The organism is Sphingomonas sp. Root241 (assembly GCF_001428865.1).
Classification (GTDB): domain Bacteria; phylum Pseudomonadota; class Alphaproteobacteria; order Sphingomonadales; family Sphingomonadaceae; genus Sphingomonas.
This window is the reverse complement of record NZ_LMIV01000003.1, coordinates 130,170-155,046: the sequence shown is the minus strand read 5'-3', so window position 1 is coordinate 155,046 and position 24,877 is coordinate 130,170. Positions and strand designations below refer to the sequence as shown.

Here is a 24,877-nt window from a genome sequence, read left to right as displayed (position 1 = left end):
CGACAATGTGGTGAAGGGCAAAGCGCCATGTGCAGTTCCGCAACGCAGTATTGAGTGCAACATGGACAAGGTGGGCGCCGCTTTACCCATTCGTGATGGGTGGTCCGGCGCGCGCTGACAGGCCGCCAGAGCAAGTATGGTCAACAGAGGAAGAAGGGGGGATCCGCCGATTGATGATCATGCTCGAATGCTGCCATGGGGAAGGCAGCTTTCAGTCGAGCAGGACCGAAAGCCGCCGTTCCGCTTCCCACCCATTTGCAGACATGCTTGCAATGTAGGATTTCGCCTGACAGCCTCCTCTAGCTCTTTGACATCGTAACGCCCCTCTCATCCTGCTCGCGCGAAAGCGGGAGTATAATGCTGCTTGGTCCACCTCATCCTGGATCGCCTGCGCAGGAAATACGGCCGGCCAGAACCATGCAGGCAGTGTGACCCTAGTGTGACTTTCGCGGCTAACCACCGATAGCCGAACCCGCCCCCTAGTTTACGCCGCGTCAACCCAACCGCACTACACCCGCGCCCAAGAAGGAGCGCGCGGGCGGACATGATCGACAATCTATCGCTCGGGCTCTCGCATGGGCTGATGCTGCTCGCGGCCTTCCTGCTGCTGCGCCGCCCCGACCTCGATCACGAATCGGGTCCGAACGATCCGCCCGCCGGCCCGAAGAAGAGCCGCTGGGGCAAGCCCGGTGCGTGATCTCGCCTTCATCGCATTCCTCGCGGCACTGCTGGCGACGGGCTTTCGCCGCCCGTTCCTGTTCGTGCTCGCTTACGCCTATATCGATATCGTCTCGCCGCAGCGGCTGACCTATCTGCTGCTCAATTCGGTCCCGATCTCGATGCTCGCGGTCGCGCTCGCGGTGGCCGGCTGGCTGGCGTTCGACGACAAGAAGGACGTTCGCGTCGCCCCGCGCCAGTTCCTGATCGTGCTGCTGCTCGGTTATTGCCTTTACACCACGCTCCACGCCGATTTCCCGATCGAGGCCAAGGACAAATGGGAATGGGTGTGGAAGGCGCTCGCCTTCGCCGCCTTCCTGCCGCTCACGCTGCGCACCCGGCTGCGCATCGAATCGCTATTGCTGTTCATGGTCCTCTCCGCCGCGTCGATCATCATCGTCGGCGGAATCAAGACGCTCGGCTCGGGCGGCGGCTATGGCGAATTGAACCTGATGGTGACCAACAATTCGGGTCTCTACGAAGGCTCGACCATCTCCACCGTGGCGATCGCGATCATCCCGCTGATCCTCTGGTTCACCCGCTACGGCACGATCTTCGCGCCCGACTGGCGCGTGAAGGCCTTTTCCTATGCGTTGATCTTCGCCTGCCTGCTGATCCCGGTCGGCACCTCGACGCGCACCGGCCTGCTCTGCATCGGCCTGCTCGCCTTGCTGATGATCCGCGATACCAAGCGCAAGTTCGTCTATCTCGCCGCGCTCGGCGGCATCGGCCTCGTCGCCGTGCCCTTCCTCCCCTCCGCCTTCACCGAGCGGATGGAGACCATCAAGACCTATCAGGCCGATGCCTCGGCCTCGACTCGGATCGCGGTGTGGAAGTGGACGATGGACTATGTGAAGACGCGCCCGCTGGGCGGCGGCTTCGAGGCCTATCGCCAGAACCAGATCCGCTACGAAAAGGTCGCGGTGCAGGAGGATGGCGGCTCGGCCAAGGTCGATCGCAGCCTCGAGGTCGACAAGGCCCGGGCCTATCACAGCGCCTATTTCGAAATGCTCGGCGAACAGGGCTATCCCGGCCTCGCCATCTGGCTGCTGATCAATCTGGCCGGGCTGTTCCGCATGGAAGTGCTCCGCCGCCGCTATCGCAAGCCCGAGCCCGGACAGGAATGGATCGGCCCGCTCGCCTCGGCGCTGCAGAGCGCGCACATCATCTATCTGCTCGGCGCGGTGTTCATCGCGATCGCCTTCCAGCCTTTCGTCTACATGCTGATCGGCGCGCAGATCGGGCTGGACACCTATTGCGGCCGCAAACGTGCCGAGAGTGCGTGGCGCCCGCTGCGCAAGGCCCGGGTCGCCACCGCGTGAAGACCGAGCTGCGGGCGCTGACTTCGATACGCGGCATTGCCGCGTGGTTCGTCGTGCTCTTCCACATCCGCCTGTCGATCGCCGGACTGCCCGCGCCCGCCGCGGCAGTGCTCGCCAAGGGGTATCTGGCGGTCGACTTCTTCTTCCTGCTGTCGGGCTTCGTCATCTGGATGAGCTGGTCGGAGCGGCTGCGGGCCGGCGGGCTCGCCGCGGTTCCCGAATTCCTCAAGCGCCGGATCGCCCGCATCTGGCCGCTGCATCTGTTCATGCTCGGCTTCGGACTGCTCCTCGCCTTCATATTGCTCGCGACCGGGCGCGATGCGCCGCACTTCCCGCTCGCCGAACTGCCGCTTCACGTGCTGCTCCTGCAGAATTGGGGCTTCACTTCCACGCTGTCATGGAACGACCCCGCCTGGTCGATCTCCTGCGAGCTCGCTGCCTATCTGCTGTTCCCGCTGCTCGTCCTCGCGATCGACTGGCGCCGCGTGCCCACCCCCGCGATTCTCGCCGCGATCACTGCGCTGTTGGTGCTGCTCCACACTGTCTTCGCAATGCGCGGCGAGACGACCCTGGGTCTCGACATCCCGCGCCTGGGGCTGATCCGCTGCGTGCTCGAGTTCGCGTGCGGCACTGCGGTCGCCGCCTTGTGGATGCGCTGGCGCGAAACCTGGCGCTTGCCCACCATCGCCTGCAACGCGGCGGCGCTGGTCCTGCTCGCCGGCTGGATCGCCGGCCGCCTTCCCGAAACGCTCGCCGTCCCCGCCGCGTTCGCCGCCCTGCTCCTCGGCCTCGCGCTGACCGCCGGCAAGCCGGGCAACCCGCTCGAAGGCCGCCCGCTCCACTATCTCGGCGAGATCAGCTACGCGACCTATCTCGGTCATTTCCTGCTCTGGTTCGCCTTCAAGCTCGCTTTCGTCGACGACACGCATGCGGTCGGCGCGCCGTTGATCGCGGCGTATCTCGTGCTGGTACTCGCCAGCTCGGCGGCGCTCTACCATTGGGTGGAGCGCCCCGCGCAGCGCCGGGTGAACGGTCTGACCCTCAGGCGTCCGCGGCAAGTTCAACCTGCAGGCAGTGGATCACCGCACGGTTGAACGCGGCGATACGCGGCTTCCGGAACGAAGCGATGCTCCGCGCATTCAACGCGACAAGCGAGGAGGCCCGATGACGCTCGACGCCATCGTCTATGTCGATGATCAGGAACCCGGAATCACCCGGCGCAAGGTGCGCCACGGCTGGGGCTATTGGGGCCCGGACGGCAAGCGGATCACCGATCGCGACGAGATCGACCGGCTGAACCGGGTCGGCCTGCCCCCCGCTTATATCAATGCCTGGTTCTGCCCCGATCCCAATGGCCATATCCAGGCGGTCGGTTGGGACGACAAGGGCCGCAAGCAATATCGTTACCATACCGGCTTTCGCGAGGCGCAGGAGGCGGCGAAATACGATCGCTGCGCTGCCTTCGGCCACCACCTTCCCAAGTTGCGCGAGCGCGTCGAGTCCGATCTCAAACTGCGCGGGCTGTGCAAGGAGAAAGCGGTCGCCGCGGTCGTCCGTCTCCTCGATCTCGGCACGATCCGCGTCGGCAACGAGGCCTATGCCCAGGAGAATAAAAGCTTCGGCGCGACGACGCTGCGCAAGCGCCACGCGAAGGTGAAGGGCCAGACGCTAAAGCTCCAGTTCCGCGCCAAATCGGGCAAGCTGCGCGTGATGACGATCACCGATCGCACGCTCTCCGCCTTCGTCAAACGGTGTCAGGATCTGCCCGGCCAGCATCTCTTCCGCTGGATCGACGATGCCGGCGAGACGCATCCGGTCACCTCGACCGACGTCAACGCCTATATCCGCGAGGCGATGGCGGACGATTTCACTGCCAAGCATTTCCGCACCTGGGGCGCGAGCGTCATCGCATTCGCGGCGCTCGCGTCCGCCGACGGTTATCTCGGCATCAAGGCGATGCTCGATCCAGTGACGGAGGCGCTGGGCAATACGCCGGCGATCGCGCGCAAATCCTATGTCCATCCGCGGCTGATCGAACTCGCCAAAGACAAGGACGCACAGGCCGCGTTTCGCGAACGCTTGCACCTGCCGCGAGCCACCCGCTACCTGAACCGTTACGAACGCGGACTGATCGCCCTTCTCGAAGACGTCGCCGCTCCCCGAGCCAAGGCAGCCTGAGCATCGCATGACCACCAACAAAGCCCCGATCCTCCCGGAAGTCGACATTCAGACCCAGACCGAAGCCCTGGTTCGCGATTCGTCGGTCTGGGTCCAGTCGCACTGGCTCAACATCCTGATCGCCGCCGCCATCGCCACTGCCATCGTCGTCGCGCTCTATGCGGCGCGCGGCTGGGGCGTGCGGCTGTGCAGGCGCGGCGAAGGCGTGGCGAACTGGTATTCGATATTCGGGCGCGCAGTCGCCAAGACCGGCAACTTCTTCATCATCATGGTCGCGCTGTGCCTGGTGTCGAAATATGCCGGCGCCCCGCCGATGGTCGAAGCCACCATCCAGTTCCTCTTCACCATCGCCGCGGTGTTCCAGGCTGCGATCTGGGTGCGGGAGGTCATCTTCGGGCTGGTCGAGCACCGCACGCACGGCGACGATGCCGGGACCGGCCTCGCCAGCGCGCTCGGCATCATCCGCCTGCTGGTCACGATCGTGCTGTTCGCGATCGCATTGGTGATGGTGCTCAGCAATCTCGGCGTGAACGTCACCGGCCTCGTCGCCGGCCTCGGCATCGGCGGCATCGCCATTGGCCTTGCGGCGCAGGGCATCTTCGGCGACCTCATCGCGGCGCTGTCGATCATCTTCGATCGCCCCTTCCGCCTGGGCGACAACATCAAGTTCGGATCGAGCGAAGGCGTGGTCGAGCAGATCGGCCTCAAGTCCACCCGGCTGCGCGGTGCCGCCGGCGAACTGCGCATCGTCTCGAACCGCAAGCTGCTCGACAACGAGATCCTCAACACCAGCGATCGCATCCGCAATCGCTTCAAGTTCATCTTCAACCTCGGCTACGATACGCCGCCCGAAGTGGTGGATTCGCTCCCCGAACTGCTCCGCGACGCGGTGGAAAGCTCGGGCTACAAGATCAACCATGGCGGGATCACCGGCTTCAGCGCGACCGGGCTCGATTACGACGTCGAGTTCGAATCGCAGGGCATCGATTTCCCGCCCGAAGCCCGCGACAAGGTTGCCGCGGCGATCCTCGCGCGCTTCCGCGATCACAAGATCACCTTCGCCTATCCGACCCAGCTCAACCTGATTGCACCCGAACGCCCCTTTCCGCCGTTGCAGGGCAAGGAGGAATGACCATGCTCTCGGACTGGAACAGCTCCGCGATCGTGCCGTGCCATGACGTGGCGGTCGCCAAACGCTTCTACACCGAGACACTGGGCCTGCCGCTCGCCGAGGATCATGGTGATGTGTTCGCGATCCACACCGGCGGCACCCGGCTCAATGTCTACAAGAGCGCCTATGCCGGCACGAACCAGGCCAATGCCGTGGTCTGGGACGCGGGCGGCGAAGTCGAGGCGATCGCCGCCGATCTGCGCGCCAAGGGCGTCACCCTCGACGAATATCCCGAAGGCTTCGACGCAGTCCGCGACGGCGTGCACGTGAAGGGCGATTTCCGCGCGATCTGGTTCAGGGACCCCGACGGCAACATCCTTCACGTCAACGGCGGCGGCCAAGGCCGCTAGATCGTGCCTTCGTCCCCGTCCTTGCGGCCGAAGAACTTCCGGAAGAAGCCCAGCGCCGCCGCGCCGAACGCCGCCAATCCGATCAGGATCACCTTGCCGAATTTGAGGATGATCGCCAGCAGCCCGATCTTCTTGGCCACGCCCAGCGCGACGCCGCCCGCGACCAGCCCGGCCAGTCCGTACTCGGCCGACTTGTCAGTCGACGCGTTGAAGTCGGTATAGGCCGCGCCGGGCTCGAAACTCACCGAGCGGCCGAAGCTCTGCGCGGCGGTGCGGACGTCGCCGAGATCCTTCATCGAGGCGAGCATGTTGAGGCTGAGCACGCCGGTCCGCCCGAGCAGCCGCACGTCATAGTTGAGCCCGTTGACCGGATCGCCTTCCAGCGCGAGTTCGCGGGCCCAGATCAGCGCGTGATTGCCGGCATCATAGGCCGGCGGCTGCGCCCATCCGACCAGATGCATCGCCGGATAGCCCGCCTGCTTGCGCTCCGGATTCTGCGACTCGGTGCCGTCCTGCATGCCCTTGAGCACGGTGCCATAATCCTGGCTCTGCGCGTCGGTATCGGCGACGTGCCCGGTGTCCTCATAGGTGATTACCGCTCCCCAGACATTGTCGAAGATCGTCGTATCCTTGGCGAGCACCATGCCCAGCACGCCCTCGGCGGTTTCGGGCGGATTGTGCCAGCCCTCGACGAGCACGCGCTTCGCGTCGGCGGCGGGCAGGAAATAATAGCGGTCGCCCAGATGCATTACCGCTTTGGCCTCGGGGATGCGCACGTCGCCGGTCTGCGGGTGCAGGCTCTTCTCCAGCGCAGCCATCGCGGGCGGAAGAGCCCGGGCCTCGGCCTTGGGCGTATCCTTCGCCACCGCTGGTGCCGCCACGCACAACATCACCGCCAGCGCCGCCGCGCTGCTCCCCCAGTTTCGCATGCCCCGTCCCCCTCTCGGCCGCAAGCCGGCCACTCGGAATTGGAACTTCAGTTGCCGGCTTCGTCAAGCGAAAGCATCGCCGCGTCGCCAACCTCTGGTCCGCCGGGGGCGGGCAAGCAACGGCTTTAGAATATTGGGTTCGGCGATACGATGCCGCTTTGCGATGATTATGCGAGCGTAGACGCTACGTCAGTCAGGATTTTCAAATTTTCGGTCAAGTGACGCTTGCGATAGGCCCACCGGGTTCACTAGATGGAGCTGCGCCACTCAGGAATTTGCGCGGGAGAACAATCTCGGTGGATACGATCAGCGTCCAGCAGATGGCCGAAAGCATCGGCACCGAACGCGTGTCGGACTGGGTCGAGGTCACGCAGGCGATGATCGACCAGTTCGCCGAGGCGACCGGCGACCACCAGTTCATCCATGTGAACCCCGAAATGGCCGCGCAAACTCCGTTCGGCGGTACGATCGCGCATGGCTTCCTGTCGCTGTCGCTGATGCCGATGCTCGCCGCGAAGACCGACACGCCGAAGGTTGAAGGTGTGAAGATGGGCGTCAATTATGGAGGGAACAAGGTTCGCTTTCTGACTCCCGTCCGCTCCGGCAAACGCGTTCGCGGGCGTTTCAAGTTATTGAAGTTCACCGAGCGCAAGCCCGGTGTCTGGGAACAGGTTCAGCAATATACCCTCGAGATCGAGGGCGAGGAAAAACCCGCGCTGATCGCCGAATGGATCGCGCTCATTTACGTCTGAGAGGAACAAAAATGCGCTCCGCAGTCATCGTCTCCACCGCCCGCACCCCGATCGGCCGCGCCTATCGCGGCGCGTTCAACGCGCTCCCCGCCCCCACGCTGGGCGCGCATTCGATTCGTGCAGCGGTCGAGCGCGCAGGCATCGATCCCGCCGAGGTCCAGGACGTCGTCTTCGGCGCCGCGCTTCAGCAAGGCAGCCAGGCCGCCAACATCGCGCGCACGGCGCTGCTTCGCGCCGGCCTGCCCGTCTCGGTCGCCGGCATGTCGGTCGACCGGCAATGCGCCTCGGGCCTGATGGCGATCGCCACCGCGGCCAAGGAGATCATCGTCGACAATATGGACATCGCGATCGGCGGCGGTGTCGAATCGATCAGCCTCGTCCAGACCCCGGCGATGCGCGTCGAGCCCGATCGCGAATTGCTGGCGATGCACAACGACATCTACATGCCGATGCTCCAGACCGCCGAAGTCGTCGCCGCGCGCTACGGCATCGGCCGTGACCGCTGCGACGAATATGCCCTCAGGTCGCAGCAGCGCACCGCCGCCGCGCAGGCCGCGGGCAAGTTCGACGACGAGATCGTCCCCGTTACCGCGACGATGAACGTGACCAACAAGGAGACCAAGGAAGTCTCGCAGAAGGAAGTCACGCTCTCGAAGGACGAAGGCAACCGCGCCGACACCACGCTCGAGGGACTCAAGGGCCTCAACCCGGTCCTCCCCAACGGCACCGTCACCGCCGGCAATGCCAGCCAGCTCTCGGACGGCAGCTCGGCCTCGGTGCTGATGGAGGAATCGCTCGCCTCGAAGCGCGGCCTGACTCCGCTCGGCCGCTATGTCGGCATGGCCGTCGCCGGCACCAAGCCCGACGAGATGGGCATCGGCCCGGTCTATGCGATCCCCAAATTGCTCGAACGCTTCAACCTGAAGATGGACGATATCGGCCTGTGGGAGCTCAACGAGGCCTTCGCGGTGCAGGTGCTCTATTGCCAGGACAAGCTCGGCATCCCGGGCGAGTTGCTCAACGTCAACGGCGGCGCGATCTCGATCGGCCATCCTTACGGCATGTCGGGCGCACGCATGACCGGCCACGCGCTGATCGAAGGCAAGCGCCGCGGCGCGAAATACGTCGTCGTGACGATGTGCATCGGCGGCGGCATGGGCGCGGCGGGGCTGTTCGAGGTCCTGTGACTCGCCGGGCGGGGTGCCGCCGACGGTACCCCGCAACCAACCTGCCCCGGATTCCTGCGCATGCGACGCGGCTTGCGCAACAAACGAGCCCCTTCGAGGTTTACGCCGGCGCTGCCGACTAACATCATTGTTGTTTCTGTAACAAATGTTAGCGATATCAGCTTCAAAGTCCCTACAAAAAGGGGCAATCACAGGAGGGGCCGCGCATGGCTGAAGACTTGGCGCTGGTGGCCGATATCGGCCGCCAATCGGTTCGATTTGGCCTGACCGGCGGCGACGCGGGGCTGACGCCGCGCGACGTACGCAAATTCATGACCGCCGAGCACCCCACTTTCACCAGCGCGCTGGTCTCCTATCTCGGCGACGTCGGGCTGCGCGAAGCCCGCCTGCCGAGCGTACTCGCCGTCGCCGGTGCCGTCCGTGGCGACCTGATCAACCTCACCGGCAGCCGCTGGTACATCTCGCTCTCGGGCGTCGAGGCGGTGCTCCGCATCCGTCCGCGTGCGCTCAACGAATGCGCCGCCAATGCGCTCGCGCTGACCATGTTGCCGACCGCTGCCTTCACGCCGCTCCAGGGTCCGCCCCCGCGGCTGGTCGAAGCGGGCGGCAATTATGTCGTGATCGGCACCGGCACGGGGCTCGGCGTCGCGGCGCTGGTCACCGCGGGCGGCAAGCTCAACGCGCTCCAGACCGAGGCGGGCCATATGTCGTTCGCCGCGACTACTGCCGACGAACGTACCTTCGCCCAATATTGCACGTCGAAGGGCATGACCTTCGACATCGAGACGTTGCTCAGCGCGCCCGGCCTGCTGCTCGCTTATGAGGCGCTGTCGGGCGGCAAGAAGCTCGAAAAGCCCGAGGACGTCACGCGCAACATCGGCCGCGATCCGGTGAGCACCGCGGTGGTCCGCATGTTCGTCGAGCATCTCGGCAGCTTCGCCGGCGATCTCGCGCTCGCCTACGGCGCGTGGGACGGCGTTTTCCTCACCGGCGCGATCGCCCGCGCGCTCCATCCGCAGCTGATGGATCCCGGCTTTCGCCGCCGCATGGAAGCCAAGGCCGCGTTCCGGCGCCAGCTCTCCGAAGTTCCCGTCTCGCTGGTCAACCGCACCGATCTGGAGCTGCTCGGCGCCGCGGCCGCACTCGGGAACGCCTGAACGTCCACGCCGTTACTCTCCCGAACGCAATCCGGGAGCGCACCATGGTCGACACCGCCCAACTCAAGAAGGATCTCTGGTCGAAGCTGGACGACAGCCCCTTCGTGATGATCGGGCTGATGGACGGCGGACACAGCATCCCGCTCACCGCCCAGCTCGACAAGGATCAGGTCGACACTCTCTTCTTCTTCGTCGGCAAGGACAACCGGCTGGCGAAGGGCGGCCCGGCCATGGCCCAGTTCGTGTCGAAGGGGCATGATTATTTCGCCTGCCTCGCCGGCACCGCACGCGTCGACAATGATTTCGCGATGATCGACAAATTGTGGAGCCGCTATGTCGAGGCGTGGTTCCCCGGGGGCAAGGACGATCCCAACCTCGCCTTGCTCCGCTTCGACATCGACAGTGCCGAATTGTGGGAGACGGACATGTCGGTCTCCGGCGCGCTCAAGATGCTGTTCGGCGGCAGGATCAGGGGCAGCGAGGAAGGCAGCCACGCGGTGGTCGGCACCACCGCTGAGAGTTGATCCCCACACCGTCACCCCCGCGAAAGCGGGGGCCCATCTCGTGCAGAAGCGGCAACCTGCAACAACTGTTGTATCTGTGGCGCGCCCGGGAGATGGGTCCCCGCTTTCGCGGGGATGACGATTGTGGATTGACCAGTGTCCCTTTTGCGCGCGATTCCATCGCCATGGGTCCCTCGCTTGCGCACCGCATCCGCACCGAAGCGCACGCCGTCTGGCTCGCGGCGCGCGATCCGCGGACGCCTCTATACGCCAAATTGCTCGGCCTGCTGATCGCCGCTTATGCGCTGTCGCCGATCGACCTGATCCCCGATTTCATCCCCGTGCTCGGGCTGCTCGACGACGTGATCCTGATCCCGATCGGGGTGTGGCTGTTCGAGAAGATGATCCCGCGGGAGCAGTTCGCCGAGCACCGCGCTGCGGCCGAGATCGCCACGCGACGCCCGGTGAGCTGGGGTGGCGTGCTGATCGTGCTGATGATCTGGGGCCTGCTCGCGATCCTCGCCTGGAGCGCTTTGGTCACCGCATATGATTGAGCTGGCCCCGTTGCCAACACGCTTCATCCTGTCATGCTTCGGCTCTACGAACGGCGTTCGAGGGGAGTGAGAACGATGAATCCTGATCTTCGGAACCGGCTGGCCGGGCTTCTGTTCTCTGCGGTTGGTATAGCACTGGGCTGGTGGGGCATCTGGTTGCCGCTGCAGGCGGCCCGCGCACAAGTGCCCGAGGTGCGCTACCATCTCGAGATATTCGCCCTCGTGCCGCTCACGCTCGTCTTCGGCCTGTTTCTGTTCATCGCCGGCGACAAATTGCCCTATCGCAATGCCGAGCGGCAGACGCTCACGCCCACAGGCTGGGTGCTTTTCGCCATAATCGCGATCTGCGCCGCCGGGTCGTTCTTCTGGCTGAAGAGCACGTTCGCCCAGCTCGGCTACCAAGACTAGATCTCGCGGCGATCAGCCGTGCGCGGCGATCCAGCTTTCGAGCACCGGCGCGATCTTCGTCCGCCACTTCGAGCCGTTGAAGATGCCGTAATGGCCGACTTCGGGCGCCATGTGGTATTTCTTCAGCTTCGCCGGAAGCTTGTCCGCGATGGTCAGCGCCGCCTTGGTCTGGCCGAGCCCCGAAATGTCGTCGCGCTCGCCCTCGATCGCGAGGATCGCGACATCGGTGATCGCCGAAGGATCGACCCGCCGCCCGCGGTGCAGCATTTCACCCTTGGGCAGCGAATGCGCCTGGAACACCACGTCGATCGTCTGGAGATAGAATTCCGCGGTCATGTCGCAGACCGAGCGATATTCCTCGTAGAATTTCATCGTCGAATCGGCGCCTTCGCCGTCGCCCTGGACGAGGTGTTTGAACATCTCCCAATGGCTGACCATGTGGCTGCCGAGGTTCATCGTCATGAACCCCGCGAGCTGCAGGAAGCCCGGATAGACCCGCCGCCCCGCGCCCGCATAGGTCGCCGGGATCGTGGCGATCACGTTCTGCGCGAACCAGCTGTGCGGCCGCTCGGTCGCCAGGGTGTTGACTGCGGTCGGCGCCTCGCGCGTGTCGATCGGCCCGCCCATCATCGTCAGCGTCTTCGGACGATTCGGATGCTTGTCCGCGCTCATCAGCGCCGCTGCGGCAAAGGCCGGGACCGAGGGTTGGCACACCGCCAGCATGTGCGGACGCGGATCGCCCTCCGCCCCGATATGCTCGAGGAAGGCGATCAGATAATCGACATAGTCGTCGAGGTCGAAGCGCCCCTCGGAGAGCGACACCAGCTTCGCGTCGCGCCAGTCGGTGATGTAGACGTCCGCCGTGGGAAGCATCCGCTCGACCGTGCCGCGCAGCAGCGTGGCATAATGGCCGGACATCGGCGCGACGATCAGCAGCTTGGGGCCGCCTTCCACGCCCTGGCGGACGAAGCGCTTCAATTGCCCGAACGGCATCCGCAGCACGATTTCCTCGTGCACTTCGATCTGCTTGCCGTCGATCGTAGTGAAGTCGAGCCCGAAATCCGGCTTGCCGCGCGGAGCGGAGGCGTGCGCGAACACTTCGAGCGCCGAGGCGAGCACGGGCCCGCCACCGAAATAGGCAAAGGGATTGGCCGGATTGTTGAGCAGCCCCGCGGAGAAATTGGCCCAGGCACTGGCGCCGGCGAGGAGTGACCGTTGAATCTCGTACGCGTCGTAGAGCATCAAATTCCTTCCACCGTCACCCGTTGGAACGGCGGCGACTTATCAGACTAATAGATCGCGCCGTGCTGCGGTGCAACGTTGTCATACCAAATCTTCCAAATATGAGATGAGTTCCCAATGCCGTTTCCGGACGGGGCGCTGGCGCAAGAGAAGGTTCCCCTCTTCCGCCAATCGCGCTAGGCCGCGCGCCATGTCCGATCCCGCCCCGGCGCCCGCTCCGCAATCGCGGCGCAAGCTCAGCAACCTGCTCGTCGTCTGGAGCTTCACGCGCCATTATCCGCTCCAGCTCGCGGTGGCGACGCTGGCGCTGATCGCCTCGTCGGTCGCGACTTTGTGGATCCCGCGCACTTTCAAGCAGATCGTCGACAACGGCTTCGCCAAGGGTGCCGATACGAGCACGATCAGCGTCTATTTCCAGGGCCTGCTGCTCGTCGTCCTCGTGCTCGCGATCGCCACCGCGGTGCGCTTCTTCTTCGTCTCCTGGGTCGGCGAGCGCACCGTCGCCGACATCCGCATGGCGGTGCACCGCAACCTCCTGCGCCTGCCCCCCAAATGGTTCGAGGAAAACCGCCCGTCGGAGATCGCCTCGCGGCTCACTTCGGACACCGCGATCGTCGAAATGGTCGTCGGCAACACCGTCTCGACCGCGCTGCGCAACCTGCTCACCGGCGTCGGCGGCATCGTCTATCTGTTCACGCTCGCGCCCAAGATCGCCGCCTTCCTGCTGGTCGGCATCCCGGTGATCGTGCTGCCGATCGTCTGGCTCGGCGGCCGCGTCCGCGCCCTCTCGCGCTCGAGCCAGGATCGCGTCGCCGATATCGGCTCGATCGCCTCCGAGACTCTCGGCGCGATGCGTATCGTCCAGGCCTTTGGGCAGGAAAAGCGCGAGGCCGAGCGCTTCGAAGGCGCCGTCACGCGCAGCTTCGCCGCCGCCAAGCGCCGGTTCGGGCTGCGCGCGGTGATGACCGCCGCCGTGATCGGCTTGCTCTTCACGGCGATCACGCTGATCATGTGGGACGCGGTGTACGGCGTCGCCGAGGGCCGCATCTCGGGGGGCTCGATCACTGCCTTCGTCATCACCGCCGGCCTCGTCACCGGATCCTTCGGCGCGCTGACCGAAGTCTATGGCGAACTGCTCCGCGGCTCCGGCGCCGCCAGCCGCCTCGCCGAGCTGTTGCGCGAGCAGCCGGACATCGCCGCGCCCGCCAATCCCGTGCCACTCCCGCAACCGCCGCTGGGAGCGGTCGCTTTCGAGCATGTCACCTTCCGCTATCCGACGCGCCCAGAGGCCACGGTCCTCGCCGATTACTCGCTCGACATTCGCCCCGGTGAGACGGTCGCGGTGGTCGGGCCGTCGGGCGCGGGCAAATCGACTTTGTTCCAGTTGCTCCAGCGCTTCTACGATCCCGAAGCGGGCGTGGTCCGCATCGACGGCGTCGACATCCGTCAGGCCGATCCGGCCGAGGTCCGCGCTCGCATGGCGATGGTGCCGCAGGAGACGGTGATCTTCGCCGCCTCGGCGCGCGACAATCTCCGCTACGGCGCATGGGACGCCGGCGACGAGGCGATCTGGGCCGCGGCCGAGGCCGCCAATGCCGGTGATTTCCTGCGCGAGCTTCCCCAGGGGCTCGACACCTTCCTCGGCGAAGGCGGCGCGCGCCTCTCGGGCGGCCAGCGCCAGCGCATCGCGATCGCCCGCGCATTGCTCCGCGACGCCCCGATCCTGCTGCTCGACGAGGCGACCTCGGCGCTCGATGCCGAAAGCGAACGCCTCGTCCAGGACGCGCTCGAGCGATTGATGGAGAACCGCACCACGCTGGTCATCGCGCACCGGCTCGCCACCGTGCGCGCCGCCGACCGGATCATCGTGATGGACGAAGGCCGCATCGTCGAGACCGGCACCCATGCCGAGCTGGTCGGCACGAGCGGCCTCTATGCGCGACTCGCGGCGCTGCAGTTCAACGACGCGGTCTGACCCGGCTCGGGAGAAAGCGCCCGCGCCGAAAGCAGCCGGCTTTCCCATTTCAGAAGATCGGGTATGCTGACGACGAAGCATAACGGGAGAGAGAAATGGCCGACCGCGAGTTCGAGATCATCGTCTATGGCGCCACCGGCTTCACCGGCCGCCTCGTCGCCGAATATCTCGCGGCGAACTATCGCCAAGTGAAATGGGCGATGGCCGGCCGTTCGCTGACCAAGCTCGAGCAAGTCCGCGACGAGATCGGCGCGCCCGCCGACACACCCCTGCTCACCGCCAATGCCGACGATCCCGCCGCGCTGAAGGCACTCACTGCCCGCGCGCAGGTCGTCATCACCACCGTCGGTCCCTATCAGCTCTATGGCGAGCCCTTGCTCGCGGCCTGTGTCGAGACCGGCACCGCCTATGTCGATTTGTGCGGCGAGCCCAATTTCATGCACGAAATGATCGGCAAATATCAGGACGCCGCCAAGGCTAGCGGCGCGCGGATCGTCTTCTCGTGCGGCTTCGATTCGATCCCGTTCGATCTTGGCGTATGGACCGTCGAGCAGGCGGCGATCGCGAAGTTCGGCAAGCCCGCGCCGCGCGTGAAGGGCCGGGTCCGCGCGATGAAGGGCACCTTCTCCGGCGGCACCTTCGCCAGCGGCAAGGCGACCGCCGCCGCGGCGATGAAGGATCCCGCGGTGTTCAAGGCGCTGATCGATCCCTTCGCGCTCACCCCCGGCTTCGAGGGACCTAGCCAGCCCAAGGGCGTGCTGCCCGAATATGACGAAGCCGTGGGCGGCTGGGTCGCGCCGTTCATGATGGCGGTGATCAACACCAAGAACGTCCACCGCACCAATTTCCTCGCCGGCCATCCCTATGGCGAGGATTTCCAATATGACGAGATGATGGTCGCGCCCGGCATCGGCGATATCGGCAAGGCCGCGGCCGAGGCGATCGCCAAGATGAACCCGATGAACTCGGACAAGGGCCCCGCCCCCGGCGAAGGCCCGGGCAAGGAAGAGCGCGAGACCGGCTATTACGACATCGCCTTCATCGCCGAGATGCCGTCGGGCGAGCGCCTCACCGCAAGCGTGAAGGGCGATCGCGATCCGGGCTATGGATCGACCAGCAAGATGATCGCCGAAAGCGCGCTCTGCCTGATCCACGACGTGGCGGGCGAAGGCGGCATCTGGACCCCCGGCGCGCTGATGGCCGAGCCGCTCAGGAAGCGGCTCGAGGCACATGCGGGGCTGACTTTCACGATCGAATGACCGCGCTTGCAATGTAGGATTTCGAGTGCTGGGATCGGCCGGTCGGCTCGTCGCCGCCGCTCTTTCAATCTGGTGGATAAATTGGATTGCGCGAGAATTGTGCGCAAGAATGTTACAAAATGAATCGCGTTTCGGCCAAAGGAGTCAAGTTAAGGCCGGTCAAACGCGCTTTGACGCGTACGCGCGCCCTTCAGAAGACAGGGACTGGGCGTACCGATATTCAAATTCCCCTCCCTTTTAGGGAGGGGTTAGGGGTGGGTAAGGAAAGCCGGGCTCGATGCCCGGTCTTTCCTTCTTCTCCCAAGCATCTCGATGGGCTCGCTACGCTCGCACCCACCCCCAGCCCCTCCCTTGCAGGGAGGGGAGTCTCGTGGCTGAAGTCTATCTGACCTTTCGCCCGCTCAGCCGCGATAGCCCAACAGGATCAGCCCGGCGATGATCACGGCGAGGACGATCACGATCGGCACCAGCTTGCGCCGCCGTGCGTCGATCTCGGCCTGATAGGCGGCGGTGTCGATCCAGTAGCGCCCGGCGCTCGCTTCGCGGATTACGCCCGTGCCCCGCATCCGCTCGAACTGGCGCCGCTCGATAGGGCTCTGGGGCACATAGGCGACCGCGTCTTCGGCATCGATCGCGTGATGGAAGAAGAAATGCGAAGCAATCTTGCGGCGCGCGCGCGACACGAGGCCTGCGACGATCGACGGAACCGATGACGCTGCAATCACGATCGCCCTCCCCGCATCAAGCGCGGAGGCTGACACGAAAGCCGCTCGGCCTCAACAGCCTATCGCTTGCGCCCCTGGTGCCGGATGTTCGCCGGCCGCCCGCGATGCTTGATCACGCGCTTGGGTCCCCTGCCCCGCTCCTCGCGCCCACCGCCGCTCGACGCCGAACCGTCGGGCAGCTCGAAACGCAGCGCGCCCGAGATCGGGTTCGCCTCGGCCAGCCGCAGCTTGAGCCGCTGGCCCATCGCGAAGAATTCGCCGGTATCCTCGCCGATCAGACGCTGGCTCGCTTCGTCGTAGCGGAAATATTCGGTGCCGAGATCGCGCACCGGCACCAGCCCGTCGCCGCCGATCCCGTCGATCGTCGCGAAGAAGCCGAAATTCTGCACCCCGGTGATCCGCGCATCCATCACTTCGCCGACATGCGCCGAGAGATAGGCGGCGACATAGCGATCGACGGTCTCGCGCTCGGCCTCCATCGCCCGGCGTTCGAGCGTCGAGATGCTCTCGCCGATCCGCTCCATCGACCCGGCTTCCTCGGGCGTGAGCCCGCCTGGCCCGAGCTTGTACGCATCGACCAGCGAGCGGTGGACGATCAGATCGGCATAGCGCCGGATCGGCGAGGTGAAGTGCGCATAGCTGCCCAGCGAAAGCCCGAAATGCCCGGCATTCTGGGGCCCGTAATAGGCCTGGGTCTGGCTGCGCAGCACCTGCTGCATCACTTCGTCGCGGAAGTCCGCCTCGCCCACCTGTTCGAGGATGCGGTTGAACGTGGCGGGCTTGATCACCTGCCCCAGCGCGAATTCCATGTCGTAGGTCTTGAGATACTCCTTGAGCGCGACGAGCTTCTCGCGCGCCGGCGGCTCGTGGATGCGGTACATCACCGGCGCCTTCTTCGCCTCGAGCGCCTTGGCCGCGGCGACGTTCGCCGCGATCATGTAATCCTCGATCAATTTGTGCGCATCGAGGCGCTCGCGCGGCGCAACCGACAGAATGCGCCCCATCTCGTCGAGCACGATCCGCCGCTCGGGCAGATCGAGATCGAGCGGCTCGCGCTTCTCGCGGGCCTTGTTGAGCGCGCGCCAGCAGTCCCAGAGGTGGCGCAGCGCAGGCTCGATCGCGCCACGCTTCTCCGCGCCGGGGGCGAATCGATCGTCGAGCAAGGCCCGCTCGCTCTTCGGTCCATCGATGATCGTCTGGGCGTCGTCATAGGCGATGTTCGCCGCGAGGCTGACCACTGCGCGGCTGAAGCGCCACGACTTGAGTTCGCCGTGCTTGCCCACCTGGAGGTGGCACGCCAGCGCCGCGCGGTCTTCGCCCTCCTTGAGCGAGCAGACTTCGGCCGAGAGGATCTCGGGCAGCATCGGCACGACGCGATCGGGGAAATAGACCGAATTGCCGCGCTTGCGCGCCTCACGGTCGAGTTCCGAGCCCGGCCGGACATAGAAGCTGACGTCGGCGATCGCGACCACGGCCTTCCAGCCGCCTTCGTTCTTCGGATCGTCGTCGGGCGTCGCCCAGACGGCATCGTCATGGTCGCGCGCATCGGCCGGATCGATCGCGACGATCGGCAGGTCGCGCAGATCCTCGCGCTCGCCCAGCGGCTGCTTCGATATCCGCTCGGCCTCCGCCAGCAGATCGTCGGAGAAGACATTGGGGATGCCGTGGCGATGGATCGCGATCAACGAGAAGCTGCGCGGCGCGAAGGGATCGCCCAGCCGCTCGGTGACGTGCGCGAAGATGCGCGGCGGTTTGCCCGCCTTGTTGGCGAGGACGAGATCGCCCGGCTCGGCACCGTTGCGCTCCGAGATCGGATAGCTATGCCGGTCCTTCTTCTCGACGCCCTGGAGGTAGAGCCGTCCGCCCTCTTCGTGAACGACGCCGAGTATCTGCTCCTCGCTGCGCGCGAGCTTCTTCATCGGGTGCGCGATCCAGCCGTTGCCGGCCTCTTCGGTCCGCGCGAGGATTCGGTCGCCCGGACCCAGCGCGCCGCGCTTGCCGCGCTCACGGACGCGGAGCCGCGGCACCGGAATGCCCTCGGCCTCCCAGCGCTCGGGCACTGCCCAGATCGTGTCGCCATCGGCGTCGGTGATCCGCAGCACGGTCACCTTGGGAACCCCGCCCATCTTGTGGAAGGCGCGGCCGGGGGCGCTGTCGATCAGCCCTTCGTCTGCCATGTCCTTGAGCAGCGACTTGAGCGCGATCTTGTCCTGCGCGTGCAGCCCGAACGCCTTGGCGATCTCGCGCTTGCCGGCAGGTGTCTGCGATGTGGAAATGAAATCGAGGATCTGCTCCCTGGTGGGCAGACCCGTTCGTGTCTTTGATTTTGTCATTGGCCCTGAAGATAGGGACTCGCGGCGACTTGTCCAACTGCGTAACTTGATACCGTGCCCTATGACCTCCTCATCGTCGGCGGCGGGATCAACGGCTGCGCGATCGCCCGCGAGGCATCGCTCGCCGGGCTGTCGATCCTGCTCGTCGAGAAGGACGACCTTGCCGGCCATACCAGTTCCGCCTCGACCAAGCTGATCCATGGCGGGCTGCGGTACCTCGAGACCTGGCAGTTCCGGCTGGTGCGCGAGGGGCTCCATGAGCGCGAGCGCCTGCTCGAAGCCGCGCCGCATCTGATCCGCCCGATGACCTTCGTGCTGCCGCACGCCCATGCGGTCCGCCCCTGGTGGATGGTCCGTGCCGGACTCTACCTCTACGACCTGCTGGCCGGCCAATCCTCGCTGCCCCGCTCGCGGAGCCTCCACCCCTCCGACACTGCCTTCACCGATCCGCTCGCCGGCGAGCATCGCGGCTTCGTCTATTCGGACGCCTGGGTCGACGATGCCCGGCTCACCCTCGCCAATGCCCGCGATGCCGCCGCGCACGGCACCGAGATCGCGACGCGTACCGCGCTGATCTCCGCAGTCCGCACCGGCGACCTCTGGCAGGCAAAGCTCTCCGACGGCCGCGTTGTCGAGGCTCGCTGCCTCGTCAACGCCGCCGGCCCATGGGTGCGAACTTTACTCGACAGCCTCGCCATCGAGACTCGCTCGCAAGTCCGGCTGGTCAAGGGCAGCCATATCGTCGTCCCGCGCCTGTTCGAGGGCGATCATGCCTATATCCTCCAGCAGCCCGATCGCCGCATCGTCTTCGCGATCCCCTATGAAGGCGGCTTCACTGAGATCGGCACGACCGACGTTTCGGTCGAGCGCCCAGAGGACGCGGTCTGCTCTCCCGAGGAAATCCAATATCTCTGCGACGCAGTGAACCGCTATTTCACGCGCCAGACCACCCCCGCCGATGTCGCCTGGAACTGGTCAGGCGTCCGCCCGCTGCACGACGACGGGGCAACAAAGGCACAGGCGGTCACCCGCGACTACGTCCTCGAACTCGACGACGAAGGCGCTCCCTTGCTCTCGGTCTTCGGCGGCAAGATCACCACCGCGCGCGCGCTCGCCGAAGAGGCGATGGAGAAGATCGGCCCGCTGCTCGGCATCGAGCCGCGCTGCCGCACCCGCGCCCGCGTCTTCCCCGGCGGCGCCATCGCCGGATTCGATCGACATCTGGCGCAGGTCCGCGCGCGTTGGCCGTTTCTCGGCGAGGATCGCTCGCGGCGGATGGCGCACGCTTATGGCAGTCAGCTCGGCGAGATGCTCCACGACATCCATGACGAAGCGGGCATGGGCGCACCCCTCGGCGCCGGTCTCACCGAAGTTGAAGCGCGGTGGATGCACGCCTGCGAATGGGCGCGCACCCCCGAGGACGTGCTGTTCCGCCGCTCCAAGCTCGGCCTCCACATGACCGCCGCCGAGCGCGATGCATTCGCCAAATATTGGGCCGCAACATTCGCTTAACCATTTGTTGATAACTCCGCCTTTAGCACTCTGCAGGGGGCAGGAGGGTTATGGCGACGCGGCTATCGCAATTCCGGACAGTGGGACCTGCGCTGGTCGAACAGCGCAGCGAGCCGCGGCATCGCATCACCGTGACGCATGCCACTGTGCGCAAGCAGGGCAACGTCTCGATCGAGGCGATATTGCGGGATCTCTCGGTCTATGGCTGCCGCCTCGCCTGCACCAGCGAGCATCCCGAAGGCGAACGCGTCTGGCTGCGCCTCAAGGACAGTTTGCCGGTCTCCGCCACGGTGATCTGGAACGACGGCAACCATATCGGCTGCCGCTTCGACGCACCGATCGACCGCGGCCTGATGCGCGCACTGACTCTCGTTATCTGCTGAGCCGGGCTCAGCTATAGGCGATCAGCCGCCCCAACGTCCCGACACCCAGCCACATCAGCAACGACGCCAGCGCGCTCGTCCGCCCGATCAGCGGCGGCACCTCGCCGCCCGCCTCCACCCGCCGCTGCCAGACCAGCCGGAACAGCAGGGCATTGGCGAGCGCCAGCGCGATCAGCACCAGCTTGCGGTGAAAGGTCACCGAACGCGCCAGCGCCATGCCGTCCGAAGCGAACAGGACGGTGCCGCTGAGTACCAGCAGCGCCAGCCCGCCCAGCGCCACCGGGGTCAGCGCGCGGGACAGCGCCGCGGCGGGCACGTCGCGCCACAATCCAGCGAGCCGCAGATCGACCACGCCGATCCCGCCGACGAGCATCACCAGCCCCAGCAGATGCAGGCTGTTGACCAGCGGATAGGCCCAGGCGCCGCCGCGCGCCCATGGCCCCACGCCCACTGCGTCAAGCCACTGGGCAAAAGCGAGCAGCGCCGCTTCCACGCCTCAGCGCAGCTCGACCGTCTTGCCGCCCGCCTTGATGCGCTCGATCCGCATCTCGGCCGTCCCGTCCTTGCGGGCATAGCCGGTGAGCGTCACCGTCTGGCCCTTGTCGATCATCGCCGAGCTGAGACCGCGCGCCTCCATCCGGGCGACCGGCGCAAGCACGACATGCCACTGCTTGCCCTGCCAGCGCATCGTCGCGCTGCCATGCGGGTTGGTCCAGGCGACGCTTTGCAGCTTGCCGGTGACGGTGATCGGCTTGGTCTCGTCATACGAGCTCCAGCCATGATGTGCGAGTGCCGCGGCCGGGATGGATACCGCCAGCGCCGCGGCGAACAAGGTCATGCGAGACATCGCTTCCTCCAATCGCCCCCGCCGCGAAAGCTAACGCAAAGCAAGCCTTTATGCACCCCCGTCCCAATCGCCGAGCACGTTGGCGCGGGTGAATTTCGCCGCATCGGCCACGCTCAGCATCCGCCGCGTCGGCGAAGCCGGCCCGGCTCCGGGCCCGCGGCTGCGATATTCGAACAGCCGCGCTTCCTGCGGGGTCAGCCGGCGCTGCTCGCCGCCCGGCCCCTTGTAGCCCATCCACGTCCAGCCCTCGCGCCGGATATGCGCATCCATCCAGCAGTTCAGGAACACCGACTGGCCGGTCAGTGCCATGTTGCCGCCCGCGCGCCAGGGCCGGCCGAGCCATACCGAACGCGGTGGCACGCCACGTTCATGCGTCAGCCGGCATTGCGAGAGGACCAATCCGAAGGGCTGATCCTGCGGCGTGCTCGGTGCAGTGAGGAAGCCGAACTCGGTCGCGCCCGGCACAAAGCGCGTGACGATCTCGCAGCCTTCGAACCATGCCGCCGCTCCGCCGAAGATGAAGTCGACTCCGCCGACGATCCGGCAATCGGCGATCCGCGAGCGGCCCTGCACGTAGAGCGTGTCCTGATAGCCTTCGAGCCAGCAATGCTCGACCAGGGTCCGGTCCGCCTCGCGCCCGATCACCAGCGCGACTGCCTGCGCGCCGTTGCCGGCATTGTCGCGCTTGGCGCCGACATAATCGAAGCTGTTGCGGATGGTCAGGTTGCGCAGCGTCGTTCCCGGTGCCGCGATCGTCAGCGTTCCGGTGCGGAACGTGCCCCAGTTGTTACCGTCGGGATGCTTCAGCCCCGCATAAGTGCCGAAGCTCAGTATCGTCCCCTGCCCACTGCCGACGATCGTGACGTTGGGCACGGTGATCGTCAGCTTCTCGATCAGCACGCCTTCGCGCACGAGAATCCGGAACGGCCGCCCGCCTGCCGCCGCGGCCTGCTCCAGCGCCTTGCCGAGGGTGTCGGTGCGCGGATCGACGATCGCGTCCCAGCTGTCCTCCGCCCGCGCCGCCATCGGCAGCATCAGCGCGCCGGCAAGCACCGTCCGTCGATCGACCATGTCCCCTCCCCGTCACCAGCGATAATTGAAGCTTACGCTGATCCTCTTGCCCTTGCCCGATCCGGCGGGCACCTCGTGCCGCAGCCAGCTCTCCCACAGCAGCACCGTGCCCGGCTCGGGCACCACTTCGACGAAGCTGCGCAGCGCCTCGGCCACATCGGGACGCCGCGGCGGTGCCGCCATCATCATCGGCAGCCGCGGATCTTCGAGCTGCAGCCCGCGCGATCCCGCCGGCAGCGCGATGTAGACCGTCCCCGAGATCACGCTGTGCGGATGGACATGCCCGCTATGCCCGCCGCCGCCGTTCAGGACATTGGCCCAAAGGCTGTCGAGCTTGAGCTTCTTGCCCCCCAGCTCGAACCCGCACGCATCGGCGAACTTGGCGACGTGCCTGTCGAGCAGCCGCTTGAGATCTGCGAACGCGGGATCGCGGATCGGCAGGTCGTTCAGCGACGCGTAGGACGTATAGCCCTGATAGCCATGCTCCTTCGCCCAACCGCGCCCCGCTTTGTCGTCCTCGGCGAGCTGGAGGCACGAGGCCTCGAGCTCCTCGATCAGCGCATCGTCGCCGAGTGGCTCTTGGTAGAGGAGAGTGGAGAAAAGCGCGCGCATCAATACGCCGTCATCCCGGCGGAAGCCGGGATCTCGTGCGGCTCCTTCCCCGCGCCATCGCCTGAGATCCCGGCCTTCGCCGGGATGACGATGGGGGCACAGGGGACGGGAAGGTCAGTAGGCACGCGCGACCAGGATGCGTTCGACCGCGGGCGCGCCGGTGAAGATGCACGCGCCTTCCGCCGGCGCAGCGTCGCCCGGCACGTTGCGGAAGGTGAGCTTCAACGCCTTCAGCCGCTCGACCACCTTGTCGAGCTCGGCGCCGCTCGGCTTCGACCAATTGACTTCGACCCAGCCCGGCTTCGCACCCTCGAACGCCTTTTCCAGCGCAGCGAAGTCGCTGATGTCGCGGCGGATATTGCTATCCATCCGCTCGCGCGCCTGGGCGTGCAGCGCCTGCTGGATGCTCTCCAGCATCTGCGTCGCCTCGTCGACCAGCTGCCCGCGCGCCACCACTGCGCTGTCGAGCTTGCCGTCCTCGCGGTAGAGCCGGTCGCGGCGTATCACCGAGACGTTGCCGCCGGCGACGTCGCGCCCGCCGACTTCGATCACGATCGGCGCGCCCTTCTTCACCCAGCCCCAGCGCTTGGTCGCGGCCTTGGCCGGGCGCAGATCGAGCAACGCGCGCACCGGCTCGCCGAACACGCTGAACACCGCCAGCTCCTGCTGGAGCGTCTTGCAATATTCGATGATTTCCGCGTCCTCGGGCTGGTCGCGCAGCATCGGCACGATCACGATCTGCCACGGCGCGACGCGCGGCGGCACGCGCAGCCCGTCATCGTCACCATGCACCATGATCACGCCGCCGATCATCCGGGTCGAAACGCCCCAGCTCGTAGTCTGCGCCAGTTCCTGCTGCCCCTCGGCATTCTGGAACTTGATGTTCTGCGCGCTCGAGAAGGTGGTGCCGAGGAAGTGGCTGGTGCCTGCCTGGAGCGCCTTGCCGTCCTGCATCATCGCCTCGATGCTGTACGTCGAGACCGCGCCCGGGAAGCGCTCATTCTCGGGCTTCTCTCCCGCGACCACCGGCATCGCGAGGCAATCCTCGGCGAAGCCGCGATAGACTTCGAGCATCTTGAGCGTCTCTTCGCGCGCCTCGGCCTCGCTGGCATGCGCGGTATGGCCCTCCTGCCAGAGGAACTCGCTGGTGCGCAGGAACATCCGCGTGCGCATCTCCCAGCGCACGACGTTCGCCCATTGGTTGATCAGCACCGGCAAATCGCGCCACGACTGGATCCAGCGCGAAAAGGCCGCGCCGATCACCGTCTCCGAAGTCGGCCGGACGACCAGAGGCTCCTCGAGCTTCGCGTCGGGATCGACCACCAATTTGCCATGGCCGTCGCTCTTCAGCCGGTGATGGGTGACAACCGCCATTTCCTTGGCGAAGCCTTCGACATGCTCGGCCTCCTTCTCGAAATACGAGAGCGGGATGAACAAGGGGAAATAGCAATTCTCGTGGCCGGTCGCCTTGATGCGATCGTCGAGCAGCCGCTGGATGCGTTCCCAGATGCCATAGCCCCATGGCCGGATGACCATGCATCCGCGCACCCCGCTCTCCTCGGCCAGATCGGCCTCCGAGATGACGGCCTGGTACCATGCGGCGAAATCGGCTTCGCGAGTGACGTTGAGAGCGTGCTTGATCATGGCCGTGCCTCTAAGGCCCGCGCTCGAAGCCCGCAATGGCGGGTGC

Annotated in this window: 25 protein-coding genes; 16 read left to right on the top strand and 9 right to left on the bottom strand. The window is 65.9% G+C overall.

Going from position 1 to position 24,877, the window contains the following annotated elements:
* Nucleotides 1-544 precede the first annotated feature (544 nt).
* From ASE13_RS20185 to ASE13_RS15990, 6 genes are all read left to right on the top strand, one after another.
* Complete coding sequence (locus tag ASE13_RS20185) at nt 545-697, top strand: hypothetical protein (RefSeq protein ID WP_200955754.1); 153 nt, start codon at nt 545-547, stop codon at nt 695-697.
* Nucleotides 690-2,039: a putative O-glycosylation ligase, exosortase A system-associated gene (locus ASE13_RS16010; RefSeq protein WP_056618286.1), complete on the top strand. Its 1,350-nt coding sequence runs from the start codon at nt 690-692 to the stop codon at nt 2,037-2,039. Before ASE13_RS20185 ends, ASE13_RS16010 begins: the two co-directional genes overlap by 8 nt.
* Complete coding sequence (locus ASE13_RS16005; RefSeq protein WP_056618986.1) at nt 2,036-3,133, top strand: acyltransferase family protein; 1,098 nt, start codon at nt 2,036-2,038, stop codon at nt 3,131-3,133. The genes ASE13_RS16010 and ASE13_RS16005 overlap by 4 nt, the downstream gene beginning before the upstream one ends.
* A 70-nt stretch (nt 3,134-3,203) precedes the next feature.
* Nucleotides 3,204-4,217, top strand: coding sequence for a DNA topoisomerase IB (locus ASE13_RS16000; RefSeq protein WP_056618283.1), 1,014 nt, complete (start codon nt 3,204-3,206; stop codon nt 4,215-4,217).
* Nucleotides 4,218-4,224: 7 nt separating this feature from the next.
* Nucleotides 4,225-5,349, top strand: coding sequence for a mechanosensitive ion channel family protein (locus ASE13_RS15995; protein WP_056618279.1), 1,125 nt, complete (start codon nt 4,225-4,227; stop codon nt 5,347-5,349).
* Nucleotides 5,346-5,738 (top strand): VOC family protein, encoded by a 393-nt coding sequence (locus ASE13_RS15990; protein ID WP_235537013.1) that lies wholly within the window; start codon nt 5,346-5,348, stop codon nt 5,736-5,738. Before ASE13_RS15995 ends, ASE13_RS15990 begins: the two co-directional genes overlap by 4 nt.
* On the opposite strand, the gene ASE13_RS15985 is transcribed toward ASE13_RS15990, so the two are convergent.
* Nucleotides 5,735-6,667 (bottom strand): DUF2167 domain-containing protein, encoded by a 933-nt coding sequence (locus ASE13_RS15985; RefSeq protein WP_056618276.1) that lies wholly within the window; start codon nt 6,665-6,667, stop codon nt 5,735-5,737. The two genes, ASE13_RS15990 and ASE13_RS15985, sit on opposite strands and share 4 nt — an antisense overlap.
* 320 nt (nt 6,668-6,987) lie before the next feature.
* On the opposite strand from ASE13_RS15985, the gene ASE13_RS15980 reads away from it, so the two are divergent.
* The 6 genes from ASE13_RS15980 (at nt 6,988) to ASE13_RS15955 (ending at nt 11,228) form a co-directional block, all read left to right on the top strand.
* Nucleotides 6,988-7,419 (top strand): MaoC family dehydratase, encoded by a 432-nt coding sequence (locus ASE13_RS15980; RefSeq protein WP_200955768.1) that lies wholly within the window; start codon nt 6,988-6,990, stop codon nt 7,417-7,419.
* 11 nt (nt 7,420-7,430) lie between these two features.
* The gene (locus ASE13_RS15975; RefSeq protein WP_056618271.1) at nt 7,431-8,606 is read left to right on the top strand and encodes an acetyl-CoA C-acyltransferase; all 1,176 of its coding nucleotides are present in this window, start codon (nt 7,431-7,433) and stop codon (nt 8,604-8,606) included.
* Nucleotides 8,607-8,812: 206 nt separating this feature from the next.
* Complete coding sequence (locus tag ASE13_RS15970) at nt 8,813-9,763, top strand: glucokinase (RefSeq protein ID WP_056618268.1); 951 nt, start codon at nt 8,813-8,815, stop codon at nt 9,761-9,763.
* Between the two features lie 44 nt (nt 9,764-9,807).
* Nucleotides 9,808-10,287 (top strand): pyridoxamine 5'-phosphate oxidase family protein, encoded by a 480-nt coding sequence (locus tag ASE13_RS15965; RefSeq protein WP_056618265.1) that lies wholly within the window; start codon nt 9,808-9,810, stop codon nt 10,285-10,287.
* A 164-nt stretch (nt 10,288-10,451) separates the two neighbouring features.
* A complete protein-coding gene (locus tag ASE13_RS15960) occupies nt 10,452-10,820 on the top strand; it encodes a YkvA family protein (RefSeq protein ID WP_056618262.1) in 369 nt (122 codons plus the stop codon).
* A 75-nt stretch (nt 10,821-10,895) separates the two neighbouring features.
* On the top strand, nt 10,896-11,228 hold the full coding sequence (locus ASE13_RS15955; protein WP_056618259.1) for a hypothetical protein: 333 nt from the start codon (nt 10,896-10,898) through the stop codon (nt 11,226-11,228).
* A 12-nt stretch (nt 11,229-11,240) separates the two neighbouring features.
* Here the strand turns inward: ASE13_RS15955 and ASE13_RS15950 are convergent, their stop codons facing one another.
* Nucleotides 11,241-12,470, bottom strand: coding sequence for a polyhydroxyalkanoate depolymerase (locus tag ASE13_RS15950; protein ID WP_056618256.1), 1,230 nt, complete (start codon nt 12,468-12,470; stop codon nt 11,241-11,243).
* A 190-nt stretch (nt 12,471-12,660) separates the two neighbouring features.
* Here ASE13_RS15950 and ASE13_RS15945 point away from each other — a divergent pair, with 190 nt between their 5' ends.
* Together ASE13_RS15945 and ASE13_RS15940 are read left to right on the top strand one after the other, a co-directional pair.
* Entirely contained in the window at nt 12,661-14,445 is a 1,785-nt protein-coding gene (locus ASE13_RS15945; RefSeq protein WP_056618254.1) for an ABC transporter transmembrane domain-containing protein, read from the top strand.
* Nucleotides 14,446-14,540: 95 nt separating this feature from the next.
* The gene (locus tag ASE13_RS15940; RefSeq protein WP_056618249.1) at nt 14,541-15,704 is read left to right on the top strand and encodes a saccharopine dehydrogenase family protein; all 1,164 of its coding nucleotides are present in this window, start codon (nt 14,541-14,543) and stop codon (nt 15,702-15,704) included.
* 401 nt (nt 15,705-16,105) lie between these two features.
* Here the strand turns inward: ASE13_RS15940 and ASE13_RS15935 are convergent, their stop codons facing one another.
* The gene (locus ASE13_RS15935; protein ID WP_156404939.1) at nt 16,106-16,429 is read right to left on the bottom strand and encodes a hypothetical protein; all 324 of its coding nucleotides are present in this window, start codon (nt 16,427-16,429) and stop codon (nt 16,106-16,108) included.
* Nucleotides 16,430-16,488: 59 nt separating this feature from the next.
* The gene (rnr, locus tag ASE13_RS15930) at nt 16,489-18,762 is read right to left on the bottom strand and encodes a ribonuclease R (RefSeq protein ID WP_056618245.1); all 2,274 of its coding nucleotides are present in this window, start codon (nt 18,760-18,762) and stop codon (nt 16,489-16,491) included.
* 54 nt (nt 18,763-18,816) lie between these two features.
* Here rnr and glpD point away from each other — a divergent pair, with 54 nt between their 5' ends.
* Nucleotides 18,817-20,274 carry a glycerol-3-phosphate dehydrogenase gene (gene glpD / locus ASE13_RS15925; protein ID WP_056618243.1) on the top strand — a complete coding sequence of 486 codons (1,458 nt, stop codon included), beginning with the start codon at nt 18,817-18,819 and terminating at the stop codon, nt 20,272-20,274.
* Between the two features lie 50 nt (nt 20,275-20,324).
* Nucleotides 20,325-20,657, top strand: coding sequence for a PilZ domain-containing protein (locus ASE13_RS15920; RefSeq protein ID WP_056618241.1), 333 nt, complete (start codon nt 20,325-20,327; stop codon nt 20,655-20,657).
* A gap of 7 nt (nt 20,658-20,664) precedes the next feature.
* Here the strand turns inward: ASE13_RS15920 and ASE13_RS15915 are convergent, their stop codons facing one another.
* The 5 genes from ASE13_RS15915 to proS all read right to left on the bottom strand — a co-directional run bounded on the left by ASE13_RS15915 (nt 20,665) and on the right by proS (nt 24,831).
* Nucleotides 20,665-21,150 carry a DUF6644 family protein gene (locus tag ASE13_RS15915; RefSeq protein WP_200955753.1) on the bottom strand — a complete coding sequence of 162 codons (486 nt, stop codon included), beginning with the start codon at nt 21,148-21,150 and terminating at the stop codon, nt 20,665-20,667.
* 3 nt (nt 21,151-21,153) lie between these two features.
* On the bottom strand, nt 21,154-21,504 hold the full coding sequence (locus ASE13_RS15910) for a DUF6152 family protein (RefSeq protein ID WP_056618977.1): 351 nt from the start codon (nt 21,502-21,504) through the stop codon (nt 21,154-21,156).
* Nucleotides 21,505-21,552: 48 nt separating this feature from the next.
* Nucleotides 21,553-22,575, bottom strand: coding sequence for a pectinesterase family protein (locus tag ASE13_RS15905; protein ID WP_056618240.1), 1,023 nt, complete (start codon nt 22,573-22,575; stop codon nt 21,553-21,555).
* A 12-nt stretch (nt 22,576-22,587) separates the two neighbouring features.
* Complete coding sequence (locus ASE13_RS15900) at nt 22,588-23,187, bottom strand: TIGR02466 family protein (RefSeq protein ID WP_056618237.1); 600 nt, start codon at nt 23,185-23,187, stop codon at nt 22,588-22,590.
* A gap of 114 nt (nt 23,188-23,301) precedes the next feature.
* A complete protein-coding gene (gene proS, locus ASE13_RS15895) occupies nt 23,302-24,831 on the bottom strand; it encodes a proline--tRNA ligase (protein WP_056618235.1) in 1,530 nt (509 codons plus the stop codon).
* Between the last annotated feature and the right edge of the window lie 46 nt (nt 24,832-24,877).

Bases quoted from the DNA above. Each gene is read 5' to 3' on its own strand.
- ASE13_RS15985 (WP_056618276.1), bottom strand. From the start codon at position 6,667: ATGCGAAACTGGGGGAGCAGCGCGGCGGCGCTGGCGGTGATGTTGTGC.
- ASE13_RS15975 (WP_056618271.1), top strand. From the start codon at position 7,431: ATGCGCTCCGCAGTCATCGTCTCCACCGCCCGCACCCCGATCGGCCGC.
- ASE13_RS15905 (WP_056618240.1), bottom strand. From the start codon at position 22,575: ATGGTCGATCGACGGACGGTGCTTGCCGGCGCGCTGATGCTGCCGATG.
- ASE13_RS15970 (WP_056618268.1), top strand. From the start codon at position 8,813: ATGGCTGAAGACTTGGCGCTGGTGGCCGATATCGGCCGCCAATCGGTT.
- ASE13_RS15995 (WP_056618279.1), top strand. From the start codon at position 4,225: ATGACCACCAACAAAGCCCCGATCCTCCCGGAAGTCGACATTCAGACC.
- ASE13_RS15990 (WP_235537013.1), top strand. From the start codon at position 5,346: ATGACCATGCTCTCGGACTGGAACAGCTCCGCGATCGTGCCGTGCCAT.
- ASE13_RS16000 (WP_056618283.1), top strand. From the start codon at position 3,204: ATGACGCTCGACGCCATCGTCTATGTCGATGATCAGGAACCCGGAATC.
- ASE13_RS15940 (WP_056618249.1), top strand. From the start codon at position 14,541: ATGGCCGACCGCGAGTTCGAGATCATCGTCTATGGCGCCACCGGCTTC.
- ASE13_RS20185 (WP_200955754.1), top strand. From the start codon at position 545: ATGATCGACAATCTATCGCTCGGGCTCTCGCATGGGCTGATGCTGCTC.
- ASE13_RS15965 (WP_056618265.1), top strand. From the start codon at position 9,808: ATGGTCGACACCGCCCAACTCAAGAAGGATCTCTGGTCGAAGCTGGAC.
- ASE13_RS15955 (WP_056618259.1), top strand. From the start codon at position 10,896: ATGAATCCTGATCTTCGGAACCGGCTGGCCGGGCTTCTGTTCTCTGCG.
- ASE13_RS15980 (WP_200955768.1), top strand. From the start codon at position 6,988: ATGGCCGAAAGCATCGGCACCGAACGCGTGTCGGACTGGGTCGAGGTC.
- ASE13_RS15950 (WP_056618256.1), bottom strand. From the start codon at position 12,470: ATGCTCTACGACGCGTACGAGATTCAACGGTCACTCCTCGCCGGCGCC.
- ASE13_RS15960 (WP_056618262.1), top strand. From the start codon at position 10,452: ATGGGTCCCTCGCTTGCGCACCGCATCCGCACCGAAGCGCACGCCGTC.
- ASE13_RS15920 (WP_056618241.1), top strand. From the start codon at position 20,325: ATGGCGACGCGGCTATCGCAATTCCGGACAGTGGGACCTGCGCTGGTC.
- ASE13_RS15910 (WP_056618977.1), bottom strand. From the start codon at position 21,504: ATGTCTCGCATGACCTTGTTCGCCGCGGCGCTGGCGGTATCCATCCCG.
- ASE13_RS15900 (WP_056618237.1), bottom strand. From the start codon at position 23,187: ATGCGCGCGCTTTTCTCCACTCTCCTCTACCAAGAGCCACTCGGCGAC.
- proS (WP_056618235.1), bottom strand. From the start codon at position 24,831: ATGATCAAGCACGCTCTCAACGTCACTCGCGAAGCCGATTTCGCCGCA.
- ASE13_RS15945 (WP_056618254.1), top strand. From the start codon at position 12,661: ATGTCCGATCCCGCCCCGGCGCCCGCTCCGCAATCGCGGCGCAAGCTC.
- rnr (WP_056618245.1), bottom strand. From the start codon at position 18,762: ATGACAAAATCAAAGACACGAACGGGTCTGCCCACCAGGGAGCAGATC.